Source organism: Pseudomonas reidholzensis, from assembly GCF_900536025.1.
GTDB lineage: Bacteria > Pseudomonadota > Gammaproteobacteria > Pseudomonadales > Pseudomonadaceae > Aquipseudomonas > Aquipseudomonas reidholzensis.
In genome coordinates this window covers 45,605-64,361 of record NZ_UNOZ01000025.1, presented here as the reverse complement: position 1 = coordinate 64,361, position 18,757 = coordinate 45,605, and the positions used below count along the sequence as shown (strand labels likewise).

Here is an 18,757-nt window from a genome sequence, read left to right as displayed (position 1 = left end):
TGCAGGATTTTCCAGCGGCTCGGTCAGGTTCTCGGATTGCGTCGATGCCCGTCAGTGGGGTGTTTTGCGGGCCTTGCAGGCGACTTCACAGCTTGCAACCGCCTGCCACTGGTTCTGTCGCACGCGCCCCGTATAATGCGACCGTCGCCACTTAAATTTTTGGCTTTAACGGATTGGATATGACTGAACAGCTACCTGTTGCAGTTCTGGGAGGCGGCAGCTTCGGCACCGCCGTGGCCAACCTGCTGGCGGAGAACGGCAACCCGGTACGCCAGTGGATGCGCGATCCCGAGCAAGCCGAGGCGATGCGCGTCAACCGCGAAAACCCGCGCTACCTCAAAGGCATCCGCCTGCAGGACGGCGTCGAGCCGGTCAACGACCTGCTGGCCACCCTGCAAGCCGCTGACCTGATCTTTGTCGCCCTGCCGTCCAGTGCCCTGCGCAGTGTGCTCGCCCCGCATGCCGAGCTGCTGCGCGGCAAGTGCCTGGTGAGCCTGACCAAAGGCATCGAGGCGCAGAGCTTCAAGCTGATGAGCCAGATCCTCGAAGAAATCGCCCCCCAGGCGCGCATTGGCGTGCTCTCCGGGCCGAACCTGGCGCGCGAGATCGCCGAGCACGCGCTCACCGCCACGGTGGTCGCCAGCGAAGACGACGCGCTGTGCCAGCGTGTGCAGGAGGTGCTGCATGGGCGCACCTTCCGCGTCTACGCCAGTGCCGACCGCTTTGGCGTGGAGCTCGGCGGGGCGCTGAAAAACGTCTACGCGATCATCGCCGGCATGGCCGTGGCGCTGGGCATGGGCGAGAACACCAAGAGCATGCTGATCACCCGCGCACTGGCGGAAATGACCCGCTTCGCGGTCAGCCTCGGCGCCAACCCGATGACTTTCCTCGGCCTGGCCGGCGTCGGCGACCTGATCGTCACCTGCTCGTCGCCCAAGAGCCGCAACTACCAGGTCGGTCACGCCCTGGGCCAAGGCCTGTCGCTGGACGAGGCGGTCAGCCGCCTGGGCGAGGTGGCCGAAGGCGTCAACACCCTCAAGGTGCTCAAGGCCAAGGCCCAGGAGGCGCAGGTGTACATGCCCCTGGTCGCCGGCCTGCATGCGATCCTGTTCGAAGGGCGGACCCTCAACCAGGTGATCGAACACCTGATGCGCGCCGAGCCCAAGACCGACGTCGACTTCATTTCCACCAGCGGTTTCAACTGATTCAAGGAGCGAGACATGAACGATACCCCGGAGCGCGCCCAACGCGAGTCGATCATCCTGCGGGTGCTGTGGATGCTGGTGTTCCTGGTGGTCTGGCAACTGGCCGAGTTGCTGCTGGGCGGCCTGGTGCTGGTGCAGCTGATCTACCGGCTGATCTACGGCGCGCCCAGCGCCAGCCTGATGAACTTCGGCGACAGCCTGAGCCAGTACCTGGCGCAGATCGGCCGGTTTGGCACCTTCCACACGGACACCAAGCCTTGGCCGTTCTCCGACTGGCCGACCGCGCGCGCGCCTGAAGGCGAGGTGCCGCATGCCGTCGCCCCGGCACCGCACCCGGTGCGGGACGAGGAGCCGAAGCTGTGAAGCTGTGGGTCCTGCGTCACGGTGAAGCCGAGCAGCGCGCCAATACCGACGCCGAGCGGCGCCTCACGGCGCATGGCCGCGAACAGGTGCTGCGCAGCGCCGCGCGGCTGATCGGCCAGCCGTTGCAGGCGATTGTCGCCAGCCCGTACGTGCGCGCCCAGCAGACGGCAGCGCTGGTGCACGGCGCCCTGGGCTTTGCCGAGCCGGTGCGCACCGTGCCCTGGCTGACCCCCGACAGCGATGTGCGCCAAGCCATCGCCGAGCTCGATCAGTTGGGCCTGGAGCACGTCCTGCTGGTCAGCCACCAGCCCTTGGTCGGTGGGCTGGTGTGCATGCTCGAGCAGGGCCACCTGCAGGCGCCTGCGCCGATGAGCACTGCCAGCCTCGCCGAGCTGGAAGGGGATTGGCCATTGGCCGGCCTGATGACCTTGCGCAGCCTCGATCACCCCGGCTAGGCCTTGGCAACTGGCATTTTTGTCAGTTGCTGTCGCGTTCGAAGCATTGTTAGGGTTGATCGACAATGACGCGAACGATGGCCAGGGAGTGGTGGATGAGCAGTCGGCGGCTTGAACTGATAGGGTCGCTCGACCCGCAACCGTTGCTGGACACCCTGCGTGACCAGGGTGTGCCAGACATCGCCGAGCACCTGCTGCTGCAGGACTGTGCCGAGGCCAGCCTCGACCTTTTGTTGCGCAAGTCGCAGCAGCCTCGTGAGCTTGAAGCGTTGCGCCTGGCGAGTATCCGCATGGCGCATTTGCTGCAAACCAGTTGCCTGGCCCTGCGCCGGCTTGAACTCGATGAGGCGAACAAGGCGCTCGCCCGAGAGGCGCTGGAGTATCAGCTGGCGTATATGCATTCCTGCCTGCGTCGTTCGATGGCCAGCTTCGATTGACCCCTGAATGACCTGATCGCCCTTGGCGATGACCTATCCGGACGTTGCCCCCACTGCCCACCTTGCCGACAATGGGCCATCATTCCCGCGTGCAGAGCAGCCGGCCATGTCGCAGCAGATCTTCTTCGCCCATGCCAATGGCTTCCCCTCGGCCACCTACGGCAAGCTGTTTGCCGCGCTGGCGCCTGACTATGAGGTCCAGCACCTGGCCCAGCACGCCCACGACCCGCGTTTTCCGGTCGACGACAACTGGCAGAACCTGGTCGATGAGCTGCTCCACCACCTGGCGCAGCAGGCGGCGCCGGTGTGGGGGGTCGGCCATTCCCTGGGCGGGGTCCTGCACCTGCACGCGGCCTTGCGTTGTCCGCAGTATTACCGTGGCGTGGTGATGCTCGACTCGCCGGTGCTGACCCGCGCCGATCAGTGGCTGATCCGCACTGCCAAGCGCTTTGGCTTCATCGACCGGATCACCCCGGCCGGGCGTACCCTGGGCCGGCGTGAGTCCTTTGCCGATCTGGACAGCGCCCGTGGCTATTTCGCCGGCAAAACACTGTTCCGCCATTTTGACCCCGACTGCCTCGAGGCGTACCTGGAACATGGCCTGGAACAAGCCGAAGGCGGCTTGCGCCTGCGCTTCGACCCGGCCACCGAAATCAGCATCTACCGCAACCTCCCGCATGCCAGCCCCGCGCCCGCGCGGCAACTGCAGGTGCCGCTGGCGATGGTCCGAGGCGACCGCAGCCGGGTCATCCGCCGGCACCATGCGCTGGCCGTGCGCGGCATGCCCAAAGGCGAGTACCACAGTGTGCCGGGCGGGCACATGTTCCCGCTCGAGCGCCCGAGCGACACCGCCAGCCTGATCAAGGGCCTGTTCGACCGCTGGAGCCAGGCATGAGCGCGCACGTCGAAGAAGTTCGCCTGAACCTCGGCCATATCGAGTTGGCCGCCCACCTGTTCGGCCCGGCCGACGGCGTGCCGGTGATCGCCCTGCACGGCTGGCTGGACAACGCCAACAGCTTCGCGCTGCTGGCACCACAGCTGAAGGGGCTGCGTATCGTCGCCCTGGACCTGGCCGGGCATGGCTACTCGGAGCATCGCCCGGCAGGCGCCGGCTACACCCTGGCCGACTATGCCCACGACGTGCTGCGGGTGGCGGAACAGTTGGGCTGGCAGCGCTTCGGCCTGATCGGCCATTCGCTGGGGGCGATCATCTCGGTGCAACTGGCGGGTGCCTTGCCCGATCGGGTCAGCCATCTGCTGCTGATCGACGGGGTGATCCCGCCCACCAGCGGCGAGCAGGATGCCGCCGAGCGGCTGGGCATGGCCCTGCACGCCCAGCTGCGCCTGGATGGCAAGCGCAAGACGGTCTACGCCAGCATCGAAGACGGCGTCGAGGCACGCATGAAAGGCCTGGTCGCGGTCAGCCGCGAGGCGGCCGAGTTGCTCGCCCAGCGTGGCCTGATGCCGGTGCCGGGCGGTTACTCCTGGCGCAGCGACAGCCGCCTGACGCTGCCATCGCCGGTGCGCATCAGCGAGGCCCAGGCCATGGCCTTCGTCCACCGGCTGAAGTGCCCGGCCTGCCTGGTGGTCGCCGCAGAAGGCATGCTCGTGCGGCACACGGCGCTGCTGGAGCAGCTACCCTTTGAGCAGGTGACGCTGCCCGGCGGCCATCACCTGCACCTCAACGACCCACAGGGCGCGACCCTTGTCGCAGACTGTATCAATCGCTTCTTCGGGTTTTCTTGACTTGCACCGGACAAGTGCCGAGGCTTGGCGGGTTGAACAGGGAGACAACCATGTACATGCCAGACCTCCATTATCCAATCACCGGCGCCGCGTGCGGCATGGGTGGCCGATGAGCATTCGAGTCATCATCGCCGGCTGCCTGGGCCTCGCCAGCCCGTTGCTACTGGCCGGCACCTTGCCGGTTCCGCTGGATGCCAAGGTGGTCGCCGAGCGCTCGCAGGATGACCAGGAACGGGTCTATCCGATGGGCTCGTTACGCAAGATCAGCGGCAGCTTGCGCCTTGAAGGCAAGGTCGAGAGCCGTGGCCAGGTCCGCTCCGTGACCTACGAGCTGCCCGCCGAGCGCACCGCGCGCGAGGCCTTTACCAGTGCCCGCGAAGCGCTCCAGCAAGACGGCGGTTATCCGTTGTTCTGGTGCGAGAAGCGCGATTGCGGCGAAGCCAGCCTGTGGGCCAACGAAATCTTCAAGAACGCCCGGCTCAATGGCGGCGACGAGCAGCAGGCGTTCATCCTCCTGCGCCGCTCGGCTGACGAGGCCAATACCCTGGTCGCCCTGTACAGCGTCACGGCGGGCAACAAGCGCGCCTACCTGCACGTCGAAGAATTCGTCGCCGAAAGCCCACTGGGCGAGCTGCTGCCGACCTCGGCGACGGTGATGCGCGAACTGCGCGACACCGGCAAGCTCGACTACCCCGACCTGGCCGCCCCGCAACCGGCCTGGGTGACCCTGCTCGGGCGCAGCCTCAACCTCGACAGCACCCTGCGCCTGAGCCTCAGCGGCAAGCAGGCCGAAGCCTGGCGCGAGCAACTGGTCAAGGCCGGTGTGCGCGGCTCGCGACTGGAAACCGGCACGGCGCCGACTGAAGGCTTGCACCTGGAACTGATCCGTTAAGTGAGCGCGCCCATGGCCAACAACGATCGCCTGCTGGTGCAGATCCTCTTGCTGGCGCTGCTCGGCGCCGGCGTGTGGGTGATGGCGCCGTTTATCTCCGCGTTGCTCTGGGGCGCCATCCTGGCGTTCGCCAGTTGGCCGTTGATGCGCCTGCTGACGCGCGCGCTGGGTGGCCGGGAAACCCTGGCCGCGGCGCTGCTGACCACAGTCTGGATCCTGCTGGTGGCGCTGCCGCTGGTGTGGCTGGGGTTCAACCTGGCCGACCATATCCGCGATGCCACGGCCTTTGTGCGTGATGTCCAGGTCGACGGCCTGCCGGATGCGCCGGCCTGGCTAGGCGGGATTCCCCTCGTCGGCGAGCGTCTGGTGGCCTGGTGGGATTCGGTCGATCAGCAAGGCGCGGCGCTGATGGCCTCGGTCAAGCCATACCTGGGGCAGGTGGGCAACTGGCTGCTGGCGCGCAGCGCGCAGATTGGCGGCGGGGTGCTCGAGCTGACCTTGAGCCTGGTCTTCGTATTCTTCTTCTACCGCGACGGGCCGCGCCTGGCGGCCTTCGTCCTGCGCCTGCTGCAGCGGCTGATCGGCGAGCGCGCCGAGTATTACCTCGACCTGGTGGCCGGCACCGTGCAGCGCGTGGTCAACGGCGTGATCGGTACGGCGGCGGCCCAGGGCCTGCTGGCAATGATCGGCTTCCTGATTGCCGGCGTGCCGGGGGCGATCGTGCTCGGCCTGGTCACCTTCATGCTCAGCCTGATCCCCATGGGCCCGCCGCTGGCATGGATCCCGGCCACCGCGTGGCTGGTGTGGCAGGGCGAGTACGGCATGGCGGTGTTTCTCGGGGTCTGGGGCACGTTCGTCATCAGTGGCGTGGACAACGTGCTCAAGCCTTACCTGATCAGCCGTGGCGGCAACCTGCCGCTGGTGATCGTGCTGCTGGGGGTGTTTGGTGGCTTGATCGCGTTCGGCTTTATCGGCTTGTTCATCGGCCCGACCTTGCTGGCGGTGGCGTACAGCCTGCTGCTGGACTGGAGCCGCAGCGCCGGGCAGCCGCCTGTGGCGCGGTGAATGTAGAGCCGCTCTGCATTATTAGCTAAGAAATAGCGCCTAGTTTTGTAGGCGTTAGGCCGATTATTCACATGCTATGCCTGTAATAATGGGCATTATGTGATTCTTCTTAAATGCTGCGGTTGTAAAATTCTATGATAGTTCTTCACCTATAATTCTAGGCGTAAGCACGTTTTATCGCCTTCAAAGCATAGGAATCTAGGCGCTATGAGACTTTCATCCATGAGTGATGACGTGATAGCCGGTGAAATTGGTCAGCGGATCGAGGCCATCCGCTTGAAACGCAATGTTGGCCAGGATGTCGTAGCTCATGAAGCAGGCATCTCTCGGGAAACGTATCGAAAGATCGCGGCTGGGAAAGGCACACTCGTGAACGTCATCGCTGTCCTTCGCGTGCTCGGTGAGTTAGGTCGCCTGGCGACGCTGATCGAGGAAGTCAGCTCGAGCCCACTCCAGTTAGCCAGGATGCAAGGCAAGCAGCGGCTGCGCGCGGGGCATGCGCGTGCTGCCTCGGCGAATGTGAAATCGGCCGTCAAGACACCCATCGGCAAGCCGAGGTTGATTGGCGACCGGAGTTCCAAGAAGGACACTAGCTGGTGATTGCACGCATCTATCTGTGGGACGTGTATGTAGGTGCGCTCAACTGGAATGTCGACGCCCAGCGAGGTGAGTTCGAGTACACCCCGGAGTTCGTCAGGACCGGATTGGAGATTTCACCCCTTCACATGCCCCTGCGCGAGGACTACATCTACGTGTTCCAGGGGTTGGGCCGTGACACTTTCAAGGGCTTGCCTTCTGTCTTGGCAGACTCTCTGCCTGATGATTTCGGTAACGCGCTCATCGATGCGTGGTTGGCTCAGCAGGGTCGTGACAAAGCCACGTTCTCTCCCGTCGAGCGTTTGCTGTATCAGGGCGCGCGTGGGATGGGGGCTTTGGAGTACAGGCCCGCCATGGCGGTTGAGCAGAACAGGGCCGAACACATCCAGATCGATGCGTTGGTTCGGTTGGCCAGCGAAGTCTTGTCAGATCGTGAATCGCTTGCCGAGCGATTGCAGGCTCATGATCCATCGGTAGACGACGCAGCTCTACAACACCTCATTCAAATCGGTACGAGTGCTGGCGGCGCCCGGGCCAAGGCAGTCATCGCAATGAATCACAAGGGTGAGATTCGCTCGGGTCAGGTGCGTGCGCCAGCAGGGTTCGAGTACTGGCTCCTCAAGTTCGACGTAGCGAAGGACTCGAAAGTCCTGGCTGACTCCCAGGGCTATGGACGTATCGAATATGCCTACCACCTCATGGCCAGGGCGGCAGGCATCATGATGACCGAGTGCCGGTTGCTGGAGGAAGGCGGCCGCGCCCACTTCATGACCAAGCGATTCGACCGTACTGTCGATGGGGAGAAAATTCACATGGCAACGCTGTGCGCGATTGACCATGCTGATTTTCGTAAGCCGGGGCAGTATTCCTACGAGGAAGCATTCGGCGTCCTCCGTGCCCTCGGGATTTCACGCGACGGCGCTGAAGAGTTCTATCGGCGCATGGTCTTCAATGTGATTGCCCGCAATCAGGACGATCACACCAAGAACACGGCCTTTATGATGGATACTGACGGGAGCTGGTACATGACTCCGGCATACGACGTTTCCTATTCCTACCTGCCCGGTAGCTTCTGGGTCGATAGCCACCAGATGACCATCAACGGCAAGCGTGATGAATTCTCTATTGAAGACCTGCTGAGCGTGGCGGGCCAGGTGCGTGGCATGGATGCGCAGCAGATCATCAAGGAGGTATCAGACGCGGTTGAGCAGTGGCCGAGTTTTGCGGCGCAGGCGGGTGTCTCCGCGCGCGCCACGGACAAGATTGCCGAGGTTCACCGCCTGTACCTCGGGCAAGGCCTTTGACAGTTCCACTCGCTGATCTTTACGCACTCTTTATGCCCTGACCCACCCCCCGATCTCGCCCCTTTACGCCCCTCCCTCGGACAATGCTCCCAAAGCGGCCACCGCCGCACACCGGGGAGATTGGCTCATGTACATGCTCGATGGGTTGTCACTGCTGCTGGCAGTGGCGTTGGCGGTTTACCTGCTGGTGGCGCTGTTGCGCGCCGATCGCAGCTAGGGAGCGGCCATGCACAGTTACGACTACGCGCTACTGCTGGCGTTTTTCGCCATTGTCCTGTTGCCCGCGCCCTGGCTCGGGCGCTTCTACTACAAGGTCATGGAAGGCCAGCGCACCTGGCTGTCACCGATCCTCGGCCCCGTCGAGCGGGGCTGCTACCGCCTGGCCGGCGTGCGCGCCGAGCAGGAACACAACTGGAAGCAGTACACCCTGGCCCTGCTGGCGTTCAACCTGGCCGGGTTCCTCCTGCTGTTCGCGGTCCTGCTGCTGCAGGGCTACCTGCCGCTCAACCCGCAACAGCTACCGGGCCAGGACTGGTCGTTGGCGCTGAACACCGCAGTCAGCTTCGTCACCAACACCAACTGGCAGGCCTACAGCGGTGAAGCCTCGGTCAGCTACCTGAGCCAGATGCTCGGCCTGACCGTGCAGAACTTCGTCAGCGCCGCCACCGGCCTGGCCGTGCTGGTCGCCCTGTGCCGCGGCATCGCCCGGCGCTCGGCGAGCACCCTGGGCAACTTCTGGGTCGACATGACCCGCGCTACGCTCTACGGCCTGTTGCCGCTGTGCCTGGTGCTGGCGCTGCTGCTGGTGTGGCAGGGTGTGCCGCAGACCTTTGCCGACTATGCCCACGCGCTGACCCTGCAAGGCACCGACCAGACCATCCCCTTGGGCCCGGCCGCCAGCCAGATCGCCATCAAGCAGCTGGGCACCAACGGTGGCGGCTTCTTCGGCGTCAACTCGGCGCATCCGTTCGAGAACCCCACGGCCTGGAGCAACCTGTTCGAGGTGGCCTCGATCATCCTGATCCCGGTCGCGCTGGTGTTCACCTTCGGCCACTACGTCAAGGACCTGCGCCAGAGCCGGGCGATCCTCGCCTGCATGCTCTCGCTGTTTCTCATCGGCGGCGCTACCGCGCTGTGGTCGGAGCATCAGCCCAACCCGGCGCTGGACAGCGCCCAGGTGCAGCAGTCGGCGCCCATGGAAGGCAAGGAGAGCCGGTTTGGCACCACCGGTTCGGTGCTGTGGACGGTGACCACCACTGCCGCCTCGAACGGCTCGGTCAACGCCATGCACGACAGCCTCAATCCGCTCACCGGCATGGTCGCGATGGCCAACATGATGGTTGGCGAGGTGATCTTCGGCGGCGTCGGCGCAGGGCTCTACGGCATGCTCCTGTTCGTGCTGATCGCGGTGTTCCTGGCGGGGCTGATGATCGGCCGCACGCCGGAGTACCTCGGCAAGAAACTCCAGGCCCGCGAAGTGCAGTTGCTGGTGGCCAGCCTGCTGGTGATGCCGGTCGGCGTGCTGATCCTCGGCGCCATCGCCGCCAGCCTGCCCGGTCCGGCGGGTGCGGTGAGCAACCCGGGTGCCCACGGTTTCAGCCAGTTGCTCTACGCCTACACCTCGGCCACCGCCAACAACGGCTCGGCGTTTGCCGGTTTCGGCGCCAACACGGTGTTCCACAACGTGATGATCGCGCTGGCCATGTTCATCGGCCGCTTCGGCTACATCCTGCCGGTGCTGGCGCTGGCCGGCAGCCTGGCGGCGAAGCACAGCGCGCCACTGGGGCAGAACAGCTTCCCCACGCATGGCCCGCTGTTCACCAGCCTGCTGCTGGTGACCATCCTGCTGGTGGGCGGCCTGACCTTTTTGCCGACCCTGGCCCTGGGGCCAATTGCCGAACACCTGAGCCTGGGTTTCTGAGGAATCGATGATGAACATGCCCATTCCTGAAGTGAAAGTGCGCCGCGCCAGCGCCGACCAGACCCGCCTGGCAGCGCTCTGGCGGCCGGCCCTGGTGCAGGCCTTCGTCAAGCTCGACCCGCGCCAGTTGCGCCGCGCGCCGGTGATGCTGGTGGTCGAACTGACCGCCGTATTGACCACCGTGCTGTGCTTCGCGCCCGACAGCGGCGTGAGCACTGGCGTGGCGGTGCAGATTGCCCTGTGGCTGTGGTTCACCGTGCTGTTCGCCAACTTTGCCGAAGCCCTCGCCGAGGGCCGCGGCAAGGCCCGCGCCGACAGCCTCAAGGCCGGCAGCCAAGGCCTCAACGCCGAACGGCGCAAGGCGGACGGCAGTTTCGAGCAAGTGGCAGCCACTGAGCTGCGCAAGGACGACGTGGTCAAAGTGGTCGCCGGCGAGATGATCCCAGGCGACGGCGAGGTGCTCGAAGGCATCGCGGCGGTCAACGAGGCGGCCATTACCGGCGAATCGGCGCCGGTGATCCGCGAGTCCGGCGGCGACCGCTCGGCCGTCACCGGCAACACCCGGCTGGTCTCCGACTGGCTGCTGATCCGCATCACCAGCAACCCTGGCGAGTCGACCCTGGACCGCATGATCGCCCTGGTCGAAGGTGCCAAACGGCAGAAGACCCCCAACGAAGTCGCCCTCGACATCCTGCTGATCGGCCTCACCCTGATCTTCCTGATCGTGGTGGTGACCTTGCAGCCGTTCGCCCACTTCGCAGGTGGCAGCCTGCCGCTGATCTTCCTCGCCGCGCTGCTGGTGACGCTGATCCCGACCACCATTGGCGGCCTGCTCTCGGCCATCGGCATCGCCGGCATGGACCGCCTGGTGCGGCTCAACGTGATCGCCCGGTCCGGCCGCGCGGTGGAGGCGGCTGGCGATGTGCACACGTTGCTGCTCGACAAGACCGGCACCATCACCTTTGGCAACCGCCGCTGCAGCGCCTTGCATGCCGCGCCCGGCATCACCGCCAAAGAGCTGGGGGAGGGCGCCTTGCTCGCCTCGCTGGCCGACGACACGGCCGAGGGCAAGTCGATCGTCGAGTACCTGCGCCAGTTGCATGACTTCACCGAGCCGCACGCCGATCAGCTCGAGCCGATCGCCTTCAGCGCCGAGACGCGCTTGTCAGGTGTCGACTTCCAGCAGCGCCGCTACCGCAAGGGCGCCGTGGACGCGGTGCTCGGCTTTGTCGGCCTGCAGCGCCTGGAAATGCCCGTGCCATTGGCCAAGGAAGTCGAGCGCATCGCCCAGAGCGGCGGCACCCCGTTGCTGGTCTGTGTCGACCGCCGCCTGCTTGGCGTGATCCACCTCAAGGACGTGGTCAAACCGGGTATCCGCGAGCGCTTCGCCGAATTGCGCAGGCTCGGTATTCGCACCGTGATGGTCACCGGCGACAACCCACTGACGGCGGCGGCGATCGCTGCGGAAGCCGGGGTCGACGACGTGCTGGCAGAAGCTACCCCTGAGAAGAAGCTGGCGCGCATCCGCCAGGAGCAGAACGACGGCCGCCTGGTCGCGATGTGCGGCGACGGCGCCAACGACGCCCCGGCGCTGGCCCAGGCCGATGTCGGCGTGGCCATGAACGACGGCACCCAGGCGGCGCGTGAGGCGGCCAACATGGTCGACCTCGACAGCGACCCGACCAAGCTGCTCGACGTGGTCCAGGTCGGCAAGGAACTGCTGGTCACCCGCGGTGCACTGACCACCTTCTCGATTGCCAACGACGTGGCCAAGTACTTTGCCATCCTGCCGGCGCTGTTCGCCGCCATCTACCCGCAACTGGGCGTGCTCAACCTGATGCAGCTGGCCAGCCCGCAGAGCGCGATCCTCTCGGCGATCGTCTTCAACGCGCTGATCATCGTCGTCCTGATCCCCCTGGCCCTGCGCGGCGTGCGGGTGCAGGCGGCGAGTGCCGCGCACCTGCTGCGGCGCAACCTGCTGATCTACGGCGTCGGCGGGCTGCTGGTGCCGTTCGCCGGGATCAAGCTGATCGACCTGCTGCTCAATGCCCTGCACCTGGTTTGAAGGAGACTCACATGACCACTTACCTACGCCCGGCGCTGAGCCTGGCCCTGTTGATGACCCTGGTGACCGGCGCGCTGTACCCGCTGGCCGTAACGGGCATTGCCCAGCTGGCCTTCCCCGAGCAGGCCAACGGCAGCCTGGTGCACGACGAGCAAGGCCGCGTGCGCGGCTCCCGCCTGATCGCCCAGGAAAGCAACGGCGATGGCTGGTTCCACGCCCGGCCCTCGGCGGCGGCCTACGCCACGGTCGCCAGCGGTGCCAGCAACCTCGCACCGAGCAACCCGGCCCTGGCCGAGCGGGTCACGGCCGATGCCGCTGGGCTGTTCCGGGCTGATCAGGGCCCCGTGCCGCAGACCCTGCTGACCACCTCCGGCAGCGGCCTGGACCCGCACTTGCCGCCAGAGGCTGTGGCCTATCAGACCCCGCGTGTAGCGGCGGCCCGTCAGATACCCGTAGAGCGCTTGCAAGCCTTGCTTGAAGAGGCCACCCTCCACCCATTGATCGGCCCGCCCGTGGTCAACGTGCTGGCTTTGAACCAGGCCCTCGAGCGCATGGCGCCGGTCGCGAAATAAGGATTGAGCATGAGTGACTCCGCCCGCGCCGACGCGCTGTTGGCCGGCCTGCCGCGTGAAGGCCGCGGCAGGCTCAAGGTATTTCTCGGCGCCGCGCCCGGCGTAGGCAAGACCTACGCCATGCTCCAGGCCGCCCACGCCCAGCAGCGCCAAGGCGTGCAGGTGCTGGCCGGGGTGGTCGAGACCCACGGCCGCGCCGAGACCGAAGCCTTGCTCGGCGGCGTGCTCCAGCAACCGCTGCTGCGCAGCGAGTACCGCGGCGTGACCCTCGAAGAAATGGACCTGGACGGCCTGCTCAAGGCCGCCCCAGCCCTGGCCCTGGTCGATGAGCTGGCGCATAGCAACGCCCCCGACAGCCGCCATGCCAAGCGCTGGCAGGACGTCCAGGAGCTGCTGGCGGCGGGCATCGATGTCTACACCACGGTCAACGTCCAGCACCTGGAAAGCCTCAACGACAAGGTCCGCGACATCACCGGCGTGCAGGTCCGCGAGACCCTGCCGGACTGGGTCCTGCAAGAAGCCTTCGAGCTGGTGCTGATCGACCTGCCCCCGCGTGAGCTGCTCGAGCGCCTGCGCGAAGGCAAGGTCTACGTGCCGGAGCAGGCGAGGGCGGCCATCGACGCGTTCTTCTCGCAGACCAACCTCAGCGCCTTGCGCGAACTGGCCATGCACACCGCCGCCGCCCAGGTCGACGCCGACCTGGCCCACGGTTATCGCCAGCGCGGCCAGGAGGCGCCGGCCTTGCGCGGGCGCTTGCTGGTCGGCGTCGACGGTGACGAGCAGGCCGAGCGCCTGGTGCGGCATGCCAGCCGAGTCGCCCAGCGTCGTCATTTGCCGTGGAGCCTGGTGCATGTCGACAACGGCAAGCTGCGCGACCAGACGGCCCGCCAGCGTTTGCAGGCGGCGCAGCAACTGGCCGAGCGGCTGGGCGGGGAAGTGGTGCTGCTGCGCGCTGGCGAGGTTGCCCGCACGCTGATTCAGCACGCCGCTGAACGCCGCGCCAGCCTGGTGCTGGTCGGCCAATCCCGCGATCGCCTGCGCCGGCGCCTGTTCGGTGCCGGCGTGGCCGCGCGCTTGCTGCGCGAAAGCCATGGGCTCGAGATCAACGTGCTCGACCGCGATACCCAGCCCGCCTCGGCACGCACCGTGGCCAAGCGCGTATGGGTCTGGCGCCATTACCTGCTGGCGTTGCTCGCCACGGTGCTGGCGGCGGGCTTGGCCTGGGCGGTGTCCAGCGTGCTGGCGCTGCCGAACATCTCCCTGGTGTTTCTGGCTGCGGTGCTGCTGGTCGCCGTGCGCAGCAGCCTTGGCCCGGCGCTGGCCTGCGCCGCGTTGTCGTTCCTGAGCTACGACTTCCTGTTCATCCCGCCCAACTTCTCCTTCAGCATCCAGCGCGAAGAGGACGTGCTGACCCTGGTGTTCTTCCTGCTGATGGCCGCGCTCACCGGCAACCTCGCTGCCCGCCAGCGTCGCCAGTTGCAGGCCCTGCGCGAGACCCAGGCGCAGACCAGCCAGCTGCTCGACCTGTCGCGCCGGCTGACCGTGGCGACCGATCGCCAGGCCGTGCTCAACGCCGCCAGCCAGCACCTGGACGGTTGGCAGGATGTGCACGCGTGCCTGCTCGAACGCGGCAGCGAAGGCCTGCTGCAAGTCGCCAGCGGCCAGCCCCCGGCACTGACCGACAACGAGCGCGCCGCCGCCGACTGGGCCTGGCAACACGGCCAGGCCGCCGGCCACGGCAGCGACACCTTGCCCCATGGCCGCTGGTGGTGGTGGCCGCTGGCGGTCGACGACCAGCCGCTGGCCTTGCTCGGCGTGCGCCCGCGTTCCGGCGAGCTGCTCAGCAGCGAACGTCGGCAAATGCTCACCGCACTCGGCCAACCGCTGGCCCAGGCCCTGGCCCGCGCCCGGCTGGGCGAGCAACTCGAAGCCGCGCGCCTGCATGGCGAAACCGAGCAGTTGCGCAGTGCCTTGCTGGCCTCGGTCTCGCACGACCTGCGCACCCCACTGACCGCCATGCGCGGCAGTATCGACAGCCTGCTCGCGCTTGGCGACGCGATCCCCCCGGATGACCGCCGCGAGCTGCTCGAAGGCACCCGCAACGAAGCCGAACGGCTCGACCGCTACATCCAGAACCTGCTCGACATGACCCGCCTCGGCCACGGCGGCCTGAAGCTCGCCCGCGACTGGGTCGCCCCCGCAGACATCGTCGGCAGCGCCCTCAATCGCCTGCGTGCGGTGCTGGCGCCATTGCGCGTCAGCACCGACGTCCCGGCCGAGCTGCCGCTGCTGTTCGTGCATGCCGCGCTGATCGAGCAGGCGCTGGTCAACGTGCTGGAAAACGCCGCCCGCTTCTCGCCGAGCAATGGCCGCCTGGAGCTGCACCTCCAAGTGCGCGAAGAGCAGCTGTGCTTCGCCGTCAGTGACCAGGGCCCCGGCATCCCCGTGGCGGAGCGCGAAAAGATCTTCGACATGTTCTACACCGCCGCCCGCGGCGACCGCGGCGGCCAGGGCACCGGCCTCGGCCTGGCGATCTGCCAGGGCATGATCGGCGCGCACGGCGGCAGCATCCTGGTCGGCGACGGCGTCGATGGCCAGGGCACCTGCATCACTTTATGCTTGCCGCTGCCCCCTCAACCCGAAACCGAAAGCGACGCCTCATGAGCCAAGCCGCCACCCTGCTGGTCATCGACGATGAGCCGCAGATCCGCAAGTTCCTGCGTATCAGCCTGGTGTCCCAGGGCTACAAGGTTATCGAAGCCGCCACCGGCGGCGAAGGCCTGGCCCAGGCCGCGCTGGCCAAGCCCGACCTGGTTGTGCTCGACCTCGGCCTACCCGACATGGACGGCCAGCAGGTGCTGCGCGAATTGCGCGAGTGGAGCACCGTGCCGGTGATGGTCCTGTCGGTGCGCGCCAGTGAAGTGCAGAAGGTCGATGCACTGGATGGCGGCGCCAATGACTACGTGACCAAGCCGTTCGGCATCCAGGAGTTTCTCGCTCGCATCCGCGCCTTGCTGCGCCAGGCACCGCAGGCCGAGGCGGGGCAGGCGACGGCGAGCTTTGGGCCGTTGCTGGTGGATTTTGCCTTTCGCAAGGTGACCCTGGAGGGGGTCGAAGTGGCCCTGACGCGCAAGGAGTACGCGCTGCTGGCGCAGTTGGCCGGGCATCCGGGGCGGGTGATTACCCAGCAGCAGCTGCTCAAGGATATCTGGGGGCCTACGCATGTGGACGACACGCATTACTTGCGGATTGTGGTGGCGCATGTGCGGCAGAAGCTGGGAGATGATCCTACGACGCCCAGGTTCATCATTACCGAGCCGGGGGTTGGGTATCGGTTGGTGGCGCCTTCGACGCTTGAGTAGTACTGACAGGGCTGTAACGTGCCAATCGCCCCTGATTCGGCCCGGTCTTGCTTTACATAGAATTATTCTGGGCCAATAATTATTGCTGGCCAATAATTCTGGATAAAACCATGACCGACATCTTCCTGCGCCCTGAGCTGGCCGCTGATATGGCCAGGCAGCTGCTAAAACCGACAGCGCTCGACATCGGTCTGCGTTCAGGATTGTTCCTTTCTGGCCTGCGCCGCACGGGCAAGACAACGTTCCTGAAGAACGACTTGATCCCCGCGTTGGAGGCCGGTGGGGCGCTGGTGATCTATGTCGATCTGTGGAGCGATACCCAAACCAGCCCGGTGGTGTTGGTGCTGGCCGCCGTACGCAAGGCCCTGGTTGATCTGCAGACGCCAACCTCGTTATTTCTACGCAAGCTGAAGGCCCTGCGCGGCGTAGAGTTGGAAGCTGTCGGCCTCAAGTTCGGCTTCAATCTGGATACCTTGGGCGAAGCAGGCGGTGTCACGCTGGCCGAGGCGCTGACTGTGGTCGTGGACCAGGCCAAGACAGATGTCGTCCTCATCGTCGACGAAGTGCAGCATGCGATCACGACTGAGGATGGCCAGCAGATGATGCTGGCGCTCAAAGCCGCTCGCGACGCCATCAATCCCCGGCCCAACACCCCAGGGCATTTTCTGTTCATCGGTACGGGCTCTCACCGCGCGATGGTCAATGAGCTGACTGCGCGTCGAAATCAAGCCTTCGCCGGCGCGACCAATGTTCCGTATCCGCTGCTGGGGAGTGACTACGTCGAGTTTTGGCTCATGCGGCTACAGAACGATGGCATTGCCAACCTGCCCACGCTGGAAGTGGCAGTGCAGGCGTTCAAAACGCTGGGCAGCAAGCCGGAGGAGTTTCTTCGTGCACTCCGCCAGTTGATTCACTCGCCCTCTGCCGCCGGGCCTGATGAGGTGTTCCCTGTGATTGCGGCAACCCTCAGATCAGCGGCGGCAGACCTCGAATTGATGAAAGTCGATGAGTTGGGGGCATTAGCTCAAGCCATCTTCGCTCGGATAGCGTCGGTAGAGGGCGACACGCGGGGCGTGTTTTCAAATGAGGCGGCCAGTGAGTACTCCAGGTTCGTGGGCCGAGAGGTGCGGGTTGAAGAGATACAGCCGGTTGCCAATGAATTGCTCGCCGCCAACCTGATCATGCGCAGAGGGCATGGGTTGTATGGCGTTACCGATCCGTTTGTGCAGGAAATGTGGCGCGAGCGCCAAGCGTTGCTTGGTAGGTTTTGAGTCGCTGCGTGGGGAGCCTTACGCATCCAGTCTGGTGCTGTGGTCTCGTGCAAAAAACGTTCTAGCCAGCGACGCCTAACCCTGTGGGAGCGGGTTTACCCGCGAAGAGGCCGGCTGCACCACTGCTATGCACGGTGAGGGGCTTCGCCTTTGCTGCAAGGGGTGGAAGTTCCCTACAGCCTCTGATTTGAGGCTGACCAATCAGATCTATCTCCTGTTCTGTAGTCCAATTCCCAAAACACAATCCTCGCCCCCTTTTTCTTTGCGGGTGCTCGGGCAGCGATCTAGTCTCGGCGGGTTGCTGCAACGCGGCGCGCAGCGTTACCCGATAGCGACGAGAAAAATGATGGCTATGGAAATCATCTCCAGGCTGGGTACCGGCCATGTCCGCTAAATCCATGTCCACGACTGCCGGGCTGTCGGCGGCGCTCGCTTCAAACTGCCTGCTGGGGCTCTCAGCGCTGTACTGGAAAGCCTTGGCCAGCCTACCGGCGCTGGCGTTGTTGGGCTGCCGGATCCTGCTGTCACTGCTGTGCGTAACCTTGGTGTTGGCGCTTCGCCGGGAGCTGCAACCGTTGTTGCGGGGGCTGAAATTTCGCGACGTGGTCTTGCATGCGGCCGCTGCGCTATTGGTGGCGGCGAACTGGGGCACGTTCATCTGGGCGTCAATCCATGGCCGCCTGTTGGAAAGCGGCTTGGGCTATCTGATCGCGCCGGTGCTAGGCATTGCCCTTGGCCTATTGGTCTATCGCGAGCGGCTTTCGCGTTGGCGTGCAGTGGCGTTAGCTCTGGTGGTACTGAGTGTGCTGTACCTGTTCTTGAGCGCCAGCGGCCTCGACAGCCGTGTATTCCTGGTGATCGGGTTCACGTGGGGTGGCTATGCATGGCTGAAGAAGCTGGCACATCTGTCGCCCTGGTCGGGATTGTTCGTCGAGTCGCTAGTGCTAGGCGTAGTGCTCATCCCGCTGATTGTGTGGCTCAGCGCGCCGATCCAAGGCATCGCGGGACTCACGTCGAGCGAGCAAGGCCTTCTTCTGCTTTGCGGGCTGGTGTCGCTGTTGCCGTTGGCATTGTTCTCGTTTGCCGCCCGGCGTTTGCCGTTGAGTGTTATGGGGTTGATGCAGTTCGTGCTGCCGTTGACCCAGTTCGGCCTGGCATTGGTGGTTTATGGGCAGGAGCCTAACCGGGGTGCTCTCCTGGCATTTGCGGTGATCGCGTTGGCCATGCTGCTGGTTATTCTCGAGCCGTTGCTCGCGCCAATCTTCATGAAGAAAAGCGGAGATGCTGAAGACGCGGCTCACCTGTAGCGGCGGCAGCGCTGGCTAATCAGGTTCGATGCAGAACAACGGTTGGCTCATGCCTTCTCCCTGCCAGAACCCGGTCTTGCCGACGGTGGTATTGGGCGTGGTTGTGTCAGTACTCTTGGTCCATCTCCTTAAAGTCATCAGTGCCTGTCCGGGCGCTATCGCGGGCAAGCCCGCTCCTACAGACAGCGCGCCATG

At 65.3% G+C, this 18,757-nt stretch carries 18 protein-coding genes; all 18 read left to right on the top strand.

Annotated features, from left to right (window positions below; all coding sequences use genetic code 11):
- The first annotated feature begins 179 nt into the window (after window positions 1-179).
- The 18 genes from CCOS865_RS16990 (at window position 180) to CCOS865_RS16905 (ending at window position 18,562) form a co-directional block, all read left to right on the top strand.
- A complete protein-coding gene (locus tag CCOS865_RS16990) occupies window positions 180-1,205 on the top strand; it encodes an NAD(P)H-dependent glycerol-3-phosphate dehydrogenase (RefSeq protein ID WP_119142897.1) in 1,026 nt (341 codons plus the stop codon).
- 15 nt (window positions 1,206-1,220) lie between these two features.
- The gene (locus tag CCOS865_RS16985; RefSeq protein ID WP_119142895.1) at window positions 1,221-1,568 is read left to right on the top strand and encodes a DUF4389 domain-containing protein; all 348 of its coding nucleotides are present in this window, start codon (window positions 1,221-1,223) and stop codon (window positions 1,566-1,568) included.
- Window positions 1,565-2,023, top strand: coding sequence for a phosphohistidine phosphatase SixA (sixA, locus tag CCOS865_RS16980; RefSeq protein ID WP_119142893.1), 459 nt, complete (start codon window positions 1,565-1,567; stop codon window positions 2,021-2,023). The genes CCOS865_RS16985 and sixA overlap by 4 nt, the downstream gene beginning before the upstream one ends.
- A gap of 95 nt (window positions 2,024-2,118) precedes the next feature.
- Window positions 2,119-2,460 carry a hypothetical protein gene (locus CCOS865_RS16975; protein WP_119142891.1) on the top strand — a complete coding sequence of 114 codons (342 nt, stop codon included), beginning with the start codon at window positions 2,119-2,121 and terminating at the stop codon, window positions 2,458-2,460.
- A 106-nt stretch (window positions 2,461-2,566) separates the two neighbouring features.
- Window positions 2,567-3,355, top strand: a complete 789-nt coding sequence (locus CCOS865_RS16970) for an alpha/beta fold hydrolase (RefSeq protein WP_119142889.1) — start codon at window positions 2,567-2,569, stop codon at window positions 3,353-3,355.
- The gene (locus tag CCOS865_RS16965; protein ID WP_119142887.1) at window positions 3,352-4,206 is read left to right on the top strand and encodes an alpha/beta hydrolase; all 855 of its coding nucleotides are present in this window, start codon (window positions 3,352-3,354) and stop codon (window positions 4,204-4,206) included. The genes CCOS865_RS16970 and CCOS865_RS16965 overlap by 4 nt, the downstream gene beginning before the upstream one ends.
- A 109-nt stretch (window positions 4,207-4,315) precedes the next feature.
- The gene (locus CCOS865_RS16960; protein ID WP_119142885.1) at window positions 4,316-5,098 is read left to right on the top strand and encodes a DUF4892 domain-containing protein; all 783 of its coding nucleotides are present in this window, start codon (window positions 4,316-4,318) and stop codon (window positions 5,096-5,098) included.
- Between the two features lie 12 nt (window positions 5,099-5,110).
- A complete protein-coding gene (locus tag CCOS865_RS16955; RefSeq protein ID WP_119142883.1) occupies window positions 5,111-6,163 on the top strand; it encodes an AI-2E family transporter in 1,053 nt (350 codons plus the stop codon).
- Between the two features lie 222 nt (window positions 6,164-6,385).
- Window positions 6,386-6,763, top strand: coding sequence for a helix-turn-helix domain-containing protein (locus CCOS865_RS16950; protein ID WP_244216136.1), 378 nt, complete (start codon window positions 6,386-6,388; stop codon window positions 6,761-6,763).
- On the top strand, window positions 6,760-8,064 hold the full coding sequence (locus CCOS865_RS16945; protein ID WP_119142879.1) for a type II toxin-antitoxin system HipA family toxin: 1,305 nt from the start codon (window positions 6,760-6,762) through the stop codon (window positions 8,062-8,064). The genes CCOS865_RS16950 and CCOS865_RS16945 overlap by 4 nt, the downstream gene beginning before the upstream one ends.
- A gap of 127 nt (window positions 8,065-8,191) precedes the next feature.
- Window positions 8,192-8,281: a K(+)-transporting ATPase subunit F gene (gene kdpF, locus CCOS865_RS16940; RefSeq protein ID WP_033696222.1), complete on the top strand. Its 90-nt coding sequence runs from the start codon at window positions 8,192-8,194 to the stop codon at window positions 8,279-8,281.
- Between the two features lie 9 nt (window positions 8,282-8,290).
- Entirely contained in the window at window positions 8,291-9,985 is a 1,695-nt protein-coding gene (kdpA, locus tag CCOS865_RS16935) for a potassium-transporting ATPase subunit KdpA (RefSeq protein ID WP_119142877.1), read from the top strand.
- Window positions 9,986-9,995: 10 nt separating this feature from the next.
- Window positions 9,996-12,050 carry a potassium-transporting ATPase subunit KdpB gene (gene kdpB / locus CCOS865_RS16930; protein ID WP_119142875.1) on the top strand — a complete coding sequence of 685 codons (2,055 nt, stop codon included), beginning with the start codon at window positions 9,996-9,998 and terminating at the stop codon, window positions 12,048-12,050.
- Window positions 12,051-12,061: 11 nt separating this feature from the next.
- Window positions 12,062-12,622: a potassium-transporting ATPase subunit KdpC gene (gene kdpC / locus CCOS865_RS16925; RefSeq protein WP_119142873.1), complete on the top strand. Its 561-nt coding sequence runs from the start codon at window positions 12,062-12,064 to the stop codon at window positions 12,620-12,622.
- A 9-nt stretch (window positions 12,623-12,631) separates the two neighbouring features.
- Entirely contained in the window at window positions 12,632-15,286 is a 2,655-nt protein-coding gene (locus CCOS865_RS16920; protein WP_119142871.1) for a sensor histidine kinase, read from the top strand.
- Complete coding sequence (locus tag CCOS865_RS16915) at window positions 15,283-15,984, top strand: response regulator (protein WP_119142870.1); 702 nt, start codon at window positions 15,283-15,285, stop codon at window positions 15,982-15,984. The genes CCOS865_RS16920 and CCOS865_RS16915 overlap by 4 nt, the downstream gene beginning before the upstream one ends.
- Window positions 15,985-16,094: 110 nt before the next feature.
- Complete coding sequence (locus CCOS865_RS16910) at window positions 16,095-17,255, top strand: ATP-binding protein (RefSeq protein WP_119142867.1); 1,161 nt, start codon at window positions 16,095-16,097, stop codon at window positions 17,253-17,255.
- Between the two features lie 383 nt (window positions 17,256-17,638).
- Window positions 17,639-18,562: an EamA family transporter gene (locus CCOS865_RS16905; RefSeq protein ID WP_119142865.1), complete on the top strand. Its 924-nt coding sequence runs from the start codon at window positions 17,639-17,641 to the stop codon at window positions 18,560-18,562.
- Window positions 18,563-18,757: the final 195 nt, after the last annotated feature.